Source organism: Rhodanobacter hydrolyticus (assembly GCF_044904645.1).
In genome coordinates, this window is sequence record NZ_JADIKK010000008.1 from 3,674,536 (window position 1) to 3,687,652 (window position 13,117).

At 66.2% G+C, this 13,117-nt stretch carries 12 protein-coding genes; 4 read left to right on the forward strand and 8 right to left on the reverse strand.

Annotation, left to right across the window (positions count from 1 at the left end):
* Positions 1-54 precede the first annotated feature (54 nt).
* Positions 55-612, reverse strand: a complete 558-nt coding sequence (locus ISP25_RS19130; protein WP_404616010.1) for a hypothetical protein — start codon at positions 610-612, stop codon at positions 55-57.
* A 105-nt stretch (positions 613-717) separates the two neighbouring features.
* Positions 718-2,775: an FUSC family protein gene (locus ISP25_RS19135; RefSeq protein WP_404616011.1), complete on the reverse strand. Its 2,058-nt coding sequence runs from the start codon at positions 2,773-2,775 to the stop codon at positions 718-720.
* Between the two features lie 105 nt (positions 2,776-2,880).
* On the opposite strand from ISP25_RS19135, the gene ISP25_RS19140 reads away from it, so the two are divergent.
* On the forward strand, positions 2,881-3,423 hold the full coding sequence (locus tag ISP25_RS19140; RefSeq protein WP_404616012.1) for a DinB family protein: 543 nt from the start codon (positions 2,881-2,883) through the stop codon (positions 3,421-3,423).
* Positions 3,424-3,456: 33 nt separating this feature from the next.
* Here ISP25_RS19140 and efpL read toward each other — a convergent pair whose 3' ends face one another.
* From efpL to ISP25_RS19165, 5 genes are all read right to left on the reverse strand, one after another.
* Entirely contained in the window at positions 3,457-4,020 is a 564-nt protein-coding gene (gene efpL, locus ISP25_RS19145) for an elongation factor P-like protein EfpL (RefSeq protein ID WP_192156524.1), read from the reverse strand.
* 194 nt (positions 4,021-4,214) lie between these two features.
* Complete coding sequence (locus ISP25_RS19150; RefSeq protein ID WP_404616013.1) at positions 4,215-4,982, reverse strand: SDR family NAD(P)-dependent oxidoreductase; 768 nt, start codon at positions 4,980-4,982, stop codon at positions 4,215-4,217.
* Between the two features lie 271 nt (positions 4,983-5,253).
* A complete protein-coding gene (locus ISP25_RS19155; RefSeq protein ID WP_404616014.1) occupies positions 5,254-6,153 on the reverse strand; it encodes a hydroxymethylglutaryl-CoA lyase in 900 nt (299 codons plus the stop codon).
* 105 nt (positions 6,154-6,258) lie between these two features.
* The gene (locus ISP25_RS19160) at positions 6,259-8,247 is read right to left on the reverse strand and encodes an acetyl/propionyl/methylcrotonyl-CoA carboxylase subunit alpha (RefSeq protein WP_404616015.1); all 1,989 of its coding nucleotides are present in this window, start codon (positions 8,245-8,247) and stop codon (positions 6,259-6,261) included.
* A gap of 155 nt (positions 8,248-8,402) precedes the next feature.
* Entirely contained in the window at positions 8,403-9,194 is a 792-nt protein-coding gene (locus ISP25_RS19165) for an enoyl-CoA hydratase-related protein (RefSeq protein WP_404616016.1), read from the reverse strand.
* 133 nt (positions 9,195-9,327) lie between these two features.
* Here ISP25_RS19165 and ISP25_RS19170 point away from each other — a divergent pair, with 133 nt between their 5' ends.
* From ISP25_RS19170 to ISP25_RS19180, 3 genes are read left to right on the forward strand one after another with little or no spacing between them, the layout of a single operon-like run.
* A complete protein-coding gene (locus ISP25_RS19170) occupies positions 9,328-9,570 on the forward strand; it encodes a FeoA domain-containing protein (RefSeq protein WP_192156515.1) in 243 nt (80 codons plus the stop codon).
* The gene (gene feoB, locus ISP25_RS19175; protein ID WP_404616017.1) at positions 9,567-11,402 is read left to right on the forward strand and encodes a ferrous iron transporter B; all 1,836 of its coding nucleotides are present in this window, start codon (positions 9,567-9,569) and stop codon (positions 11,400-11,402) included. The genes ISP25_RS19170 and feoB overlap by 4 nt, the downstream gene beginning before the upstream one ends.
* Positions 11,399-11,698 (forward strand): DUF6587 family protein, encoded by a 300-nt coding sequence (locus ISP25_RS19180; RefSeq protein ID WP_404616018.1) that lies wholly within the window; start codon positions 11,399-11,401, stop codon positions 11,696-11,698. Before feoB ends, ISP25_RS19180 begins: the two co-directional genes overlap by 4 nt.
* Before the next feature lie 82 nt (positions 11,699-11,780).
* Here the strand turns inward: ISP25_RS19180 and ISP25_RS19185 are convergent, their stop codons facing one another.
* Positions 11,781-12,806 carry a phospholipase D-like domain-containing protein gene (locus tag ISP25_RS19185; protein WP_404616019.1) on the reverse strand — a complete coding sequence of 342 codons (1,026 nt, stop codon included), beginning with the start codon at positions 12,804-12,806 and terminating at the stop codon, positions 11,781-11,783.
* Between the last annotated feature and the right edge of the window lie 311 nt (positions 12,807-13,117).

Here is a 13,117-nt window from a genome sequence, read left to right on the forward strand (position 1 = left end):
GCTTTTGGAAAGCAGGCCGGAAGCGATCCCAACCCCGGCTTTCATTTTGCCGTTTCAGGCCACGGTGTCGACAAAGACTCCGCGCAATCCCGAAATGCCGCTTTCGCCAAAGTTGCTTGCCAGCGATTGCAGGAACGCGGGCAGGCTAGGGATGGCAGGGGCGCCCGAAGAGCCGGTCGATGTTCCCGGTGTCGCGCCCAGCGAAGTCCAGAGGTTCTGGAACGTCGAGGTCAGGCCGCTGGGCTGGCTGGCGGCGGCCGAAGTGCCGCTTGCACTGGATTCCAATGCCCGGGCCAGGCTGGAGAAGGTCGATGCCATGTCTTTGTACTGCCGCACCTGCCGCGATCCGGGCAGGACGGTGGCCGAGGTATTGCCTTGCGCCGGCGTGGTGCCGTTTGCGGTCTGGCCTGGCGAGGCCGTCAGCCCCAGTTGCGCCATTGCCGCGGCAATGGCGGCAGCCATCTGGCCGGCATGTTCAGTGGTGATGCTCGACGCGGCTGCGGCGGGAACGACTTGCGATCCGACAGGCTGCTTTTGGTACTGCGCATAGCCGGATGTGACCAGGCCGCTCGCGGATTGCCATTGGGTACCGTAGATGCTTGAAACATTCATGGCAGGTGGCCCGCGCGGGGATGGTTGGCCCTCGCCATGTTATCGCATCGGTTTATCGGCGCACACAGCATTGAGAGATGCGGCCAGACGGCGCCGGACGGCCAATTACGCATTCGCGGAGGCTGCCTGCGCGCGCTTGAGCACATGAGCAAGCGTATTGATGTTGTTGGCCAACCGGTCGCTAATCTGGAGCAGTGCTTCGTTGGTTGACGGATCGCCGACTTGCGCCAGCGCGCCGGGCAGCGATTGCTGCAGGGCGCGCAGGTCCGGCGCGCTTTCGGGCGCGTGCCGTTCGCGCAGGGCATCGGCGATGGATTGTGTGGCATGGGCGCAGGCGACGACAAAGTCGTTGACGGCGGCGGGGCGTGGCGACGGATCGCCGCCCAGCGCCTCCAGCGCCATCGCCGTGCGTGCCAGCCGGTTGCCGTTGGCGAACAGCGCGCGCGCCAGTTCCAGCAATGCCTGCGGCGTGGCCGGTTCGGTGCGCATGCGTTCGAGCGAGGCGGCCGCATTGCTGCGCGCGGTACGCGCCAGACTGCGCGTCTCGCGCTGCGCCTCGCGCTGCTCCGGCATGGCAAGTGCGTGCAGGTAGCCGGCGTAGGCGTCCAGCATTTCGGCAAGCGCGAAGCGGGCGCGTACGCGTTCCCAGGTCGGCCACATGAGGTAGGTGGCCATCGCCATGCCGCAGCCCAGCACCGTGTTGACGACGCGGTCGGTCACCGCCACGCCCGAGTTGACGCCTTCGTACGAGAGCAGGATCACCACGGTACCGGTGAGCGCGGCCACGGCGATGCCGTAGTGCGCATTGGCCAGCCAGCGGAACGCCATGCACAGCAGCGCCATCAGCGCGAGATGCGCCCATGGCGAGGCCGGCGTGAGACGCAGCAGGGCCGTGGTCAGCACGAGTCCGAGCACCGTGCCCACCACGCGCAGCAGGCCGAAGTTAAAGGTGGCGGCGAAGTCGGCGCGCAGCACGATGGCCGTGGTCATCGGCAACCAGTAGCCGTGCGGCAGATTGAGCAGGCGGGATACCAGCAGCGCCGTGCTGAGGCAGGCCGCCGTGCGTATCGCATGGCGGAAGGCTACCGAGCGTGGCGTAAGGTTGGCGCGCAGTACGGCCCATGCCGAGCTGCTTTGCAAGGTGCGCGGCAGTTGCGTTTCCGCAGCCGCGGCGCGCAGTTCGCCACGACTGCCCGCCCAGTTTGCATTGCGCACGGCGGCGGCCAGTTGGCCATCCAGTGCGCGCAGATGCGGAACCAGCCCGGCCGGCGCGGTGCGGGCATCGCTACGCAAGGTTTGCAGCGCTTGCTCTGCTTGTTGCGGCGGCTCTGCGGTTTCCAGTGCGCGCGCGATGGCGTCCAGCACGTGCGCGGCGTCATCACGGTAGCGTGCGTGCGGAGCGGGATCGGCATACAGCGCGGAAATCGCCGTCAATTCCAGCCGGATGCGTTCGGCCAGTTCCAGCAGTACGGCGAATGCTTCCATCGCGCGACCGTGCGCGCGATAGCGGCCGAGCAGGGTGTGCTGCAACGAAGTCATGGCGTCGGTGAGCGCGGGATTCGCGTTTTCGTCGTCACCCGGTTGGCGTGCCAACATGGCGAGGCCCGCGTACACGCCGGCCAGCGCATGGCGCTCCGGACGATAGCGTTGCAACGGCCATGCGGCTACGGCGAACAGGGTGAGCAGCAGTCCGCCGCAGGCAATCAGGCCGGAGGCGAGCAGGGCATTTCTGGGCGAGATCGGCGTGGCGGCGGCGATCACCAGCAGGATCATGCTGGTCATGCCCACGCGCGCCGCGTCCGTGCCGAACACCACCAGCATGCCGCCACAGAAGCCGAACACGGCGGTGATCAACAGCATCGGCAGCAACTGGCCGCCGATGGTGAAGCCCAGCAGCGCAGCCACCCCCGCTACCAGCGTCGCCAGCAGCAACCAGCGCATGCGTTGGCGGTAGGGGCCTGGCTGGTCGGAGAACATCGTGTCCAGTGCGCCTGCGCTCACGCCGAGGCCGACCTCGGGATAACCCGTGGCCAGCCCGACGGCCAGGGGCAGGACCACCGCCATCGTATTGCGCAGGACCACCCACAGCGGCACCTCCGGCCGCTTGAACAGCGTCAGGGTTTCGACGAATTGTGCGCGCAGGGAATAGCCGCGGTTGGGCATGGGATCTGGATATTGCGGGGGTATCGGGATTCTGCCCTAAGCCGTTTGAAACTTTCGTGCCGGCGCATTGTTTCGCTACCATCGGTGACACACTACGGCCATGCCATGACCATGTCGCTCAAGAACCAGTTCGAACTGATGGCCGGATACAACCGGTGGATGAATGACAAGCTTTACGCCGCCGCGTCGCGGCTGGACGCGGCGGCCATGCATGAAGATCGGGGTGCGTTCTTCGGTTCGGTGTTCGGCACGCTCAACCACCTGTTGGTGGCCGACACCATCTGGCTGAAGCGGTTCGCCGATCATCCAGCGGTGTTTCGTTCGCTCGATCGAGTGCGTGGCTTGCCGCATCCGTACTCGCTAGCGGAGGTCCTGTACCCCGAATTCGACCCATTGCGCGAGGCGCGTCGCGACATGGATGAAACGATCGTGCGGCTCTGCGCGGAAGCGACGAACGATGCATACGATCAGGCCTTGACCTACAGCAACCGCTCAGGCCAGGTGTTCGTCAGGAAGTTCGGGCATCTGATGCAGCATTTCTTCAATCATCAGACGCACCACCGCGGGCAGGTCACCACCCTGCTCAGCCAGTCGGGCATCGATGTGGGCGTGACGGACTTGTCCGCGATGCTGCCCGAGGCGGATTGACGGCGCCGGCTTGCCGGGCGCCGTCCTTGCGTGTCAGGCGCGTCCGGCGAACTCGCCGGTCAGCGTGTTCACCCACACCTTCTCGTCGTTGGTGATGTATTCGGGCACCTGGATCTCGACGCCGGTGTTGAGCTTGGCCGGCTTGGTGCGCTTGGTGGCGCTGGCGCCCTTCAGCTCCGGCGCGGTGTCGACCACGGTGAGCACCACGCTGGTGGGCACCTGCAGGCCGACCGGCGCATCGTCGATAACCTGCACGTAAAAACCTTCCACGTCTTCCACGATGTAGCCGGCGTTGTCGCCCACCAGTTCGGGGCCGAGCAGGTACTGGGTGTAATCCTCCGCGTCCATGAACACGAAGGCCTCGCCGTCCTTGTAGGAGAAGTTGGCGGCGCGGCGCACCAGGTCCATCTCCTTCAGGTCGTCGTCGGCGCGCAGGCTGAGGTCGAACTTGCGACCGCCAGGGATGGAATACAGGGTGAAGCGGAAGGTGACGTTGCCGCCACGCGCGGTAGGCGAGCTGCGTTCGATGTCGCGCACCTGGTAGACGATGCCTTCGTGCTCGACCACGTTGCCTTTCTTGACGTCGGAAGCTTTCATGGATTGGAACCGGGTGTTGGTTGATGGAAGGTACGGCATTCCGTCGAAAGCCGGAATCCAGTGGAATGTGCAGCGCGAAGCGCTCGAAACAGATTATGCGTGCTGAACACGAGTGCCCGGCTGGATTCCGGCTTTCGCCGGAATGACGGCGAAGGCCGGATCCCGTGGCATTGGCCGTCCACGGCCTGCACGGCTCACTTCGGCTGCAAGCGCACCGCGCCGTCGAGGCGGATGGTCTCGCCGTTGATGTAGCGGTTGCCGAGGATGAAAGCCACCGTCTGCGCGAACTCCTCCGGCTTGCCGAGGCGCGAGGGGAACGGGATCGAGGCGGACAGCGACTCCTGCACCTGCGGCGGCATGCCATCCACCATCGGAGTCCAGAAAATGCCCGGCGCGATGGTCGCCACACGGATGCCGAAGCGCGACAGCTCGCGCGCCATCGGCAAGGTCATGCCCACCACGCCGCCCTTGGAGGCGGAATACGCGGCCTGCCCGATCTGGCCTTCGTAGGCGGCAACCGAAGCGGTGTTGACGATTACGCCGCGCTCGCCGTCCTCGCCCGCCTCGTTGTGCTGCATCAGTGCCGCTGCGGCCTTGGCCACGTTGAAGCTGCCGACCAGGTTCACCATGACGGTGCTGGCGAAGGTGGAAAGCGGCATCGGGCCTTCCTTGCCCAGCACGCGGCCGGCACCGAGGATGCCAGCGCAGTTCATCACCACGTTGAGCCCGCCCATCGCCTCGCGCGCGGCGGCGACATTGGCGGTGACGCCGTCCTCGCTGGTCACGTCGGTCTTGTAGAAGCGAGCAACGTCGCCCAGCGCCTTGGCGGCGGCGTGGCCCTTTTCCTCGTTGACGTCGAAGAGCGCCACTTTGGCGCCATGGGCGACGAGGTGTTGCGCTACCGCGTGGCCGAGACCGGAAGCGCCGCCGGTGATGATCGCCTTGACCTGATCGAGTTGCATGTCGGGTATTCCGTGGATGACGAAACGGCCATTTTAGCAGCCCTACCGTCACCTCAATCGTTTGGCTTGGACGTCGGCGTACCGGATCTCCGGGGCATGGCAGGGTGCGAGCGCGCATGGTGCGTCGGCCTCCTCTCCCCTTTGGGGAGAGGATTGAGGTGAGGGGCCAAGACTTGCGGTTATGTAGTTCGAAGTGCGCTTCGAAACGCAATCACTCCGCGAGTCCGTCGCTTGGCCTGGTTCTCTCCCGTCGGGGGCGAAGGAGAAAAGGCTACGTCGCCGTGCGCGCCCGCGTCACGCGGCTGGCGGTGTCCTTGTGCAACTGCGCGGCCAACCAGGCGCCGGTGGCGACCAGCAGGTCGAGATCGACGCCGGTCTCCATGCCCATGCCGTGCAGCATGTACACCACGTCCTCGCTGGCCACGTTGCCGGTGGCACCCTTGGCGTACGGGCAGCCGCCGGTGCCTGAGACCGCGCTATCCACCACACGCACACCTTCTTCGAGGCAGGCAAGGATGTTCGCCAGCGCCTGGCCGTAGGTGTCATGGAAATGCACCGCCAGCGCGCCGATTGGCACGGATTGCGCCACCGCATGCAGCATGGCGCGCGCTTTCGCCGGCGTGCCGACGCCGATGGTGTCGCCCAGCGAGACTTCATAGCAGCCGAGTTCGTGCAGCCGCCACGCCACGCGCACCACGTCGCTCACCGGCACGTCGCCCTGGTAAGGGCAACCAAGCACGGTGGACACGTAGCCGCGCACCGCCACGCCGTCGGCCTTGGCACGCTCCAGCACGGGCATGAAGCGTTCGATGGATTCGTCGATGGAGGCGTTGATGTTCTTGCGGTTGAACGCCTCGCTGGCGGCAGTGAACACGGCGATTTCATTGGCGCCGACTTCGCGCGCACGCTCGTAGCCCTGCAGGTTCGGTACCAGCACCGGGTAACTCACGCCCGGCACCTTGCGGATGCCGGCGAACACCTCGGTCGCGTCGGCGAGTTGCGGCACCCATTTCGGGCTGACGAAGCTGGTGGCCTCGATGGTCCTGAGGCCGGTGGAGGAGAGACGGTCGATCAGCGCGATCTTCACCTCGGCCGGCAACAGGGTCTTCTCGTTCTGCAGGCCGTCGCGGGCGCCGACTTCGACGATGCGGACGTGGTTGGATGCGGTCATCACGGTTCTCCGAAGGTAGGAACGCACCCTGTGCGCGATGGCTTTGATGCCTGATCGAAGCAAAGGCATTCGCGCACAGGGTGCGCTCCTACAGGTGTAGGGCGGTCAGGCGACGAATTTCACCAGCACCGAGTCGGCCTCGACAAAGTCGCCCTGGCTTGCGGTGACGCTTTCGATGGTGCCCGCGCGCGGCGCCTTCAGGGCCAGCTCCATCTTCATGGCTTCCATCACCAGCAGCTCCTGGCCTTCCTCGACGTGGTCGCCAGGCTTGGCCTTCACCAGCACGATGCGACCCGGCATGGGGGCGACGACCTGGTTGCCGCCCGCGCTGTCCTTCGATGACCACGCATAGGCGGCCGCGCGGCTCAGGTGCCAGCGGCGGCCATGGGTGTCGTGCAGCAGCACGCGATGTGCGCTGCTGCGCAGGGCGTGGCGTTCGGCTTCGTCGTCGAAGCGGGCGCTGAGCGCATCGCCGTCGAATCGTGCGCCGCGCACTTCGCAAGCGTGTTCGCCATGATGCAGTCGATAGTCGCCTGCGTGGCCGTGGGCTTCGATTTCGTAGCGCGTCTCGCCGCGCGCCAGCGCCACGATGCGCTTGCCCGCATGGCCCACGCGCCATGCATCGGCGCTGGCCCACGGGGAATGCGGATCGGCAGGGTTCGCCGCGACGTGCGTCTCGTCATGCAGCAGGGCGGCGGCGGCGGCGGCAAACAGCGTGCGCGCATCGGGTTCTTCATCGCCAATGACGAATTCGTCGAGATGACGGTCGAGGTAGCCGGTATCGATGCTTGCCCCGGTGATCGCCGGATGGCGCACCAGCCGTTCGAGGAAGGCGATGTTGGATTTCGGGCCTTCGATCTCGCACTCGGCCAGGGCTTCGCGCAGCCGCTGCAGGGCCTGCGGGCGGTCTGCATCCCACACGATCAGCTTGGCGATCATCGGGTCGTAGAAGATCGTCACCGTGTCGCCCTGCGCCACGCCGCCGTCGATGCGCACGTGGCGCGAAGGCGCGGGCAGGCGCAGCGTGTGCAACTTGCCAGAGCCGGGCAGGAAGTTCTGCTCGGGGTCTTCCGCATACAGACGCACCTCGATCGCATGGCCGTGCGAGGCAACCTGTTCCTGCGTGAATGGCAATGGCTCGCCGTGCGCGATGCGCAGCTGCCATTCGACCAGGTCGATGCCGTGGGTGAGCTCGGTGACCGGGTGCTCCACCTGCAGGCGCGTGTTCATTTCCATGAAGTGGAAATCACCCTGCGGCCCCACGATGAACTCCACCGTGCCCGCGCCCACGTAGTTTACGGCCTTCGCGGCGGCCACCGCGGCAGCGCCCATGGCCGCGCGCTTCTCCGGCGTGAGGAAGGGCGAGGGCGTTTCCTCCAGCACCTTCTGATAGCGGCGCTGCGCCGAGCATTCGCGCTCGTCGAGGTGGATCACGTGGCCGTGGCGGTCGCCGAAGATCTGGAACTCGATATGGCGCGGGTGTTCGACGTAGCGCTCCAGCAGCATGCTGGCGTCGCCGAACGCGGCTTGCGCCACGCGCTGCGCGGTGGCCAGCGCCTCGGGGAAATCCGCGTCGCTGCGCACGATCTGCATGCCCTTGCCGCCGCCGCCCGCCGAGGGCTTGATGATCAGCGGATAGCCGACGGCATGGGCCTGCTGGGCGAGAAAGGCGTTGTCCTGGTTGTCGCCGTTGTAGCCGGGCACCAGCGGCACGTCGTGTTTCGCCATCAATGCCTTGGCGGCGGATTTGGAACCCATTGCCTCGATGCTCGCGGGATCCGGCCCGATGAACACGATGCCCGCGTCGGCGCAGGCGCGGGAGAAGGCGGTGTTCTCGGAGAGGAAGCCGTAGCCGGGATGGATGGCCTGCGCGCCGCTCTTCTTCGCGGCCTCGAGGATCGCATCGATGCGCAGGTAGGATTCCGCCGGGCGCGGGCCGCCGATGGGCCAGGCCTCATCGGCTAGGCGCACGTGCTGCGCGTCGCGGTCCGCTTCCGAATACACCGCGATGCTGCGGATGCCGAGCCGCCGGCAGGTGCGGATCACGCGGCAGGCGATCTCGCCGCGGTTGGCGATCAGTACGCGTTCGAACATGCGGGTTCCTTGCGATGCCTTGGTTTTGTCGCCATTCCGGGGCAGGCCGGGATGGCGGGGGGCTGCAGGCTTGCCTTTGACAGGGCGCGCGATGCAAAGCCTCGGAAAACTAGCAGATGCGTCGCCTTGCGCCGATGCGCAGCGCAGCATGAGGGTCAGCCAGCAACCCATTGCGGCGCGCGCTTGTCCAGGAAGGCGGAGAGCCCTTCCTGGCCTTCCGGTGAAACGCGCAGGCGGGCGATCAGTTCGGCGTTGTCACGATCGATGGATTCGGCGCAGGTTTCGTCGAGCCCTTCCACGCGGAAGGCGAGTCGCTTGGCCTCGCGCAGGGCCACGGGCCCGGCCTTGGCCAACAGCTTCAATGCGAAGACCACGGCCTCGTCCAAGGCTTCGGGGGCCACGACCTGGTGCAACAGGCCGATGCGCTGTGCTTCGGCGGCATCGAATATTTCACCGGTGAGGAACAGCTTACGTGCCTGGCGCAGGCCGATGGCGGCGAGCACATAGGGCGAGATCACGGCAGGCACCAGGCCCAGCTTCACCTCGGTGAGGCCGAACTTGGCGCCATCCGTGCCGATGGCGACGTCGCAGCAGGCGACCAGGCCCACGCCGCCGCCGTAGGCCGCGCCATTGACGCGGGCGAGGGTGGGTTTGGGGCAGAACTGCAGGCTGCGCATCAGTCGCGCGAGCCGCAGCGAATCGTCGCGATTCTCCGCCTCGCTGGCTTTGGCCATGCCGCGCATCCAGTTGAGGTCCGCACCGGCCGAGAAGCTGGCGCCGCTGCCGGTGAGCACCACCGCGCGCACCGCCGGGTCGCGGCCCGCGTCTTCGATGGCGGCGGTGAGCTCGGCGATCAGCGCGTCGTCGAAGGCGTTGTGCACCTCGGGGCGGTGCATGGCCAGCGTGCGCACGCCGGCGAGATCGGTGATCCGTACGGAGGAAGCCATCGGAGGATCCTGCGGAGAAAGCCGGCATTTTAAATCGTTGTGCAACCCCCGGCCGGATGCCCCGCAGAAGCCCTGCAATACGCGCGTAATGTGGCTACAATGCGAACCATTCTTATTTGTACTCGGATTGACCGTGCGCTTGTCCGACTTGCCGAAGGGTGTCACCGCCGTGGTGGACCGCGTGGACGACGCGCACGCCAATGACACCGTGGCGCAGCGGCTGCGCGACCTCGGCTTCGTCGATGGCGAGCCGGTGCGCGTGGTGGCGAGGGCGCCACTGGGAGCCGATCCGTTGCTGATCCAGATCGGCTTCACCCGCTTTGCCCTGCGTCGTGCGGAAGCGAACCGGGTCAGCGTGCGGGCGGAGGCAGCATGAGCGCCGACGCCCTGCGCATTGCCCTGGTTGGCAATCCGAACTGCGGCAAGACCGCGTTGTTCAACCTGCTCACCGGCGGTCGGCAGAAGGTGGCCAATTACGCCGGCGTGACCATCGAGCGCAAGGAAGGGCGTTTCCTGGCGCCGTCCGGGCGCATGTTGCAGATACTCGACTTGCCGGGTGCGTACAGCTTCGATGCAGTCAGCCCCGACGAGCAGATCACCCGCGACGTGCTGGAGGGCAACTACCCCGGCGAGGCGCCGCCCGACCTGATCGTGTGCGTGGCCGATGCCACCAACCTGCGCCTGCACCTGCGCTTCCTGCTGGAAGTGCGGCGGCTGGGTCGCCCGGTGGTGTTGGCCTTGAACATGATGGATGCGGCGCGTCGGCGCGGCATCGAGATCGACGTGCCGGAACTGTCGCGTCGCCTGGGTCTCCCGGTGGTGGAAACCGTTGCGGTAAAGCGTGGCGGCGCACAGGCGCTGGTGGAGCGCGTGGACGGCGAGCTGCCGCAGGCTGCGCCTGCGCAAGCCGACGACGCGGCCAGCCGCGCCGACCTGCATGCCGACGTGCGGGCCTTGCTCGCCGCCACGGTGCGCATGCCGCGCCAGACGGCGGAGCTGGACGATGCGCTGGACCGCTGGGCGCTGCATCCGGCGTTCGGCCTCGCCATCCTCGCGGTGGTGATGTTCCTGGTGTTCCAGGCGGTATATGCCGCCGGCAAGCCGATGACCGACCTGATCGGCGACGGCTTCGGCTGGCTGGGTGCGCACGTCGCCGCGTGGTTGCCGGAAGGGCCGCTGCAGGGACTGATCAACGATGGCATCTTCACCGGCCTGGGCACGGTGCTGGGCTTCATGCCCGAGATCCTGGTGCTGTTCTTCTTCATCCTCGTGCTGGAGGAATCCGGCTACCTGCCGCGAGCGGCCTTCCTGCTGGACCGGCTGATGGTGTCGGTGGGGCTGACCGGGCGCTCCTTCATCCCGCTGCTGTCCAGCTTCGCCTGCGCCATCCCCGGCATCATGGGCACGCGTTCGATCACCGATCCGCGCGACCGCGTCGCCACCATCCTCGTGGCGCCGCTGATGACCTGTTCGGCGCGCCTGCCGGTGTATGCGCTGCTGATCGGCGCCTTCATTCCGGCGCATCGCGTGCTCGGCCTGTTCAACCTGCAGGGGCTGGTGCTGTTCGCGCTCTATCTTGCGGGTATCGTTGGCGCGATGCTGGTCGGCTGGGTGATGAAGCGGATCCGCCGCGACCAGGGCGACCATGCACTGCTGATGGAACTGCCTTCGTACCGCCTGCCCAAGGTGCGCGACGTGGCGATCGGCCTGTACGAGCGCGGCATGATCTTCCTGAAGCGGCTGACCGGCGTGATACTCGCGCTCACCGTGCTGATGTGGGCGCTGTCCAGCTTTCCCGCGCCGCCGGCGGGTGCCAGCGGGCCGGCCATCGACTACAGCTTTGCCGGCCATCTTGGCCATTGGCTGGCGTATCCGTTCGCACCGATCGGCTTCAACTGGCAGATGAGCCTGGCGCTGATCCCCGCCTTCGCCGCGCGCGAGACCGCGGTGGCCGCACTGGCCACGGTGTACGCGGTGGGCGGCGACGCGGGCCAGCTCGCGCCGGCTCTGGCCTCGCATGTCTCGCTGGCTTCCGCGTTGTCGCTGCTGGTGTGGTTCGCCTACGCACCGCAGTGCATGTCCACGCTGGCCGTCATCAAGCGCGAGACCGGCGAGTGGCGCAACGTGGTTGTCTCGTTCGGCTACCAGTTCGTGATGGCCTACGCGGCTTCCTTCCTCGTCTATCAGGTCGCGAGCATGCTGGCATGAGCACCGGCCTGCTGATTCAGTACATCGTGCTCGGCCTGATCGTGGCGGCCAGCGCGCTGGTGGTGTTCCGCAAGCTGGCGCCGCAGCTCACCAGCCGCTGGCTGGCGGCGGTTTCGATGCGTTTGTCGCGCCATGATTCGCGTGTACTGAAGATTCTGGGCCGCCGCCTGCAGCCCAGCAAAGGCACTGGCGATTGCAGCGATGGCTGCAGTACCTGTGGCGCCTGCGGGCCAAAGTCTCCCGCGGGTGCGAAGGGCGAGGCCGTGCCACTGACATTCCGGCCTCGCAGCCGCTGATGCAGGTTGGGGTTTGCCCCAACCTGCATGGTCCTGTTTCGACCACTCCCTGTGCGCCAGGGGAGGTGTTCTTGGAGCCTTCTCAATCCGACCAGGGCGTGCCACCCGCGTAGTCGTTGCTTAGGGTGCTTTCCAGCTGCGAGAGGATGCTGGAGTTGGTGGTGGTCAGGCCCAGTTCGCGATTCTCGGTCAGCGAGGCGTTGGAGAAATTCTCCGAGCCCACGAATGCCAGCTGGTTGGCACTGCCATAGTCGGCCACGATCACTTTGGCGTGGATGTACAGCGAGGTGCTGTTGTCCGGGTAGGTGCTGATGTTCGCGCCGGCGCTGGCCAGTTCGTCGAATTCGCTGGCGTAGTCGTTGTCGTCGTTGGTCATCACGATGGTCACGCTCACGCCATTCGAAGCCGCATTCTTCAGTGCGCTGACGATGGCGCTGTCGCTCATTTCCTCGTTCTCGACCAGCAGGCTGGTCTTGGCGTTGTTGATGATGCCGAGCAGCGATGACTCGGAGTTGGTCGGGCTCCATACGAGGTCATCGCCGTTGGACGGCGTCACGGCGGCGTGCGCGTAGTCCTTGGCGAAGGTGGCTTCGATGGCGGCGATATCGTTGGCGTCGTTCTCGATCACCGCGAAGTCGCGCGTGGTGCTGTAGTAACGGCTGGTGAGGTTCGCCGTCATGATCGCGGTCTGCGCATTGGACGTCGCGGCGTCGATGGTGATCGTCTTCTGATGGGTTGCCTGGTACTTGGTATAGGCCCACTTCACCTTCACGCCGCAGCTGTTGAGCTGGTTGTAGGCGGCCGTGTTGTTGCTCTTTTCCAGGTTCACGTCGAGGATCACGCGAACGGTCACGCCACGGGAAACGGCATTGCAAAGATCGGCCTGCGCGGTGCTGTCCTGCAATTCGTACATCGTCATGTCGACGGTCGACTTCGCCGAATTGATCAGGTTGTAGATCGAGGCGTAGCCCTGGTCCGGAAAGGTCACCAGCGTCTGCGAGACGGTCTGCGCGGCTGCGGGCAGGGCTACGCCGAGCGTGCAGGCCATGCCCAGTACAGCGGAAAGTGCGGTCTTTGTGAAAACGGAGTGCTTGCAAGGGCTTTTCATGTCTGGATCCTTGTCGTCGAGTTTGAGTGGGCGCATTCCCTGCGCGATCGACTGCCGCTCTCCCTGCGCGGCTTCGGCTGACCGGACTGCGGCCATCCCCCTAATGTCGGCACTGTGCGTGCCGCAGCCGAAGCGGCAATGACAACCGCCCTGCGTGACACAGATCTTTCGGTGGAATGGCAGGTGTTTCCCCTGCACGGAAAGTGCGTGGCTCACGTTCGTGGATAACGGTTCAGAAGCCCGTCGCGTTGGGAGCGCCGGCGTCAGCGCCGGTTTCCCGCGCCAGGCAGCGGGAACCGCTTCGCACCAGC

Bases quoted from the DNA above. Each gene is read 5' to 3' on its own strand.
- ISP25_RS19135 (WP_404616011.1), bottom strand. From the start codon at position 2,775: ATGCCCAACCGCGGCTATTCCCTGCGCGCACAATTCGTCGAAACCCTG.
- efpL (WP_192156524.1), bottom strand. From the start codon at position 4,020: ATGAAAGCTTCCGACGTCAAGAAAGGCAACGTGGTCGAGCACGAAGGC.
- feoB (WP_404616017.1), top strand. From the start codon at position 9,567: ATGAGCGCCGACGCCCTGCGCATTGCCCTGGTTGGCAATCCGAACTGC.
- ISP25_RS19180 (WP_404616018.1), top strand. From the start codon at position 11,399: ATGAGCACCGGCCTGCTGATTCAGTACATCGTGCTCGGCCTGATCGTG.
- ISP25_RS19140 (WP_404616012.1), top strand. From the start codon at position 2,881: ATGACCATGTCGCTCAAGAACCAGTTCGAACTGATGGCCGGATACAAC.
- ISP25_RS19165 (WP_404616016.1), bottom strand. From the start codon at position 9,194: ATGGCTTCCTCCGTACGGATCACCGATCTCGCCGGCGTGCGCACGCTG.
- ISP25_RS19130 (WP_404616010.1), bottom strand. From the start codon at position 612: ATGAATGTTTCAAGCATCTACGGTACCCAATGGCAATCCGCGAGCGGC.
- ISP25_RS19160 (WP_404616015.1), bottom strand. From the start codon at position 8,247: ATGTTCGAACGCGTACTGATCGCCAACCGCGGCGAGATCGCCTGCCGC.
- ISP25_RS19150 (WP_404616013.1), bottom strand. From the start codon at position 4,982: ATGCAACTCGATCAGGTCAAGGCGATCATCACCGGCGGCGCTTCCGGT.
- ISP25_RS19185 (WP_404616019.1), bottom strand. From the start codon at position 12,806: ATGAAAAGCCCTTGCAAGCACTCCGTTTTCACAAAGACCGCACTTTCC.
- ISP25_RS19155 (WP_404616014.1), bottom strand. From the start codon at position 6,153: ATGACCGCATCCAACCACGTCCGCATCGTCGAAGTCGGCGCCCGCGAC.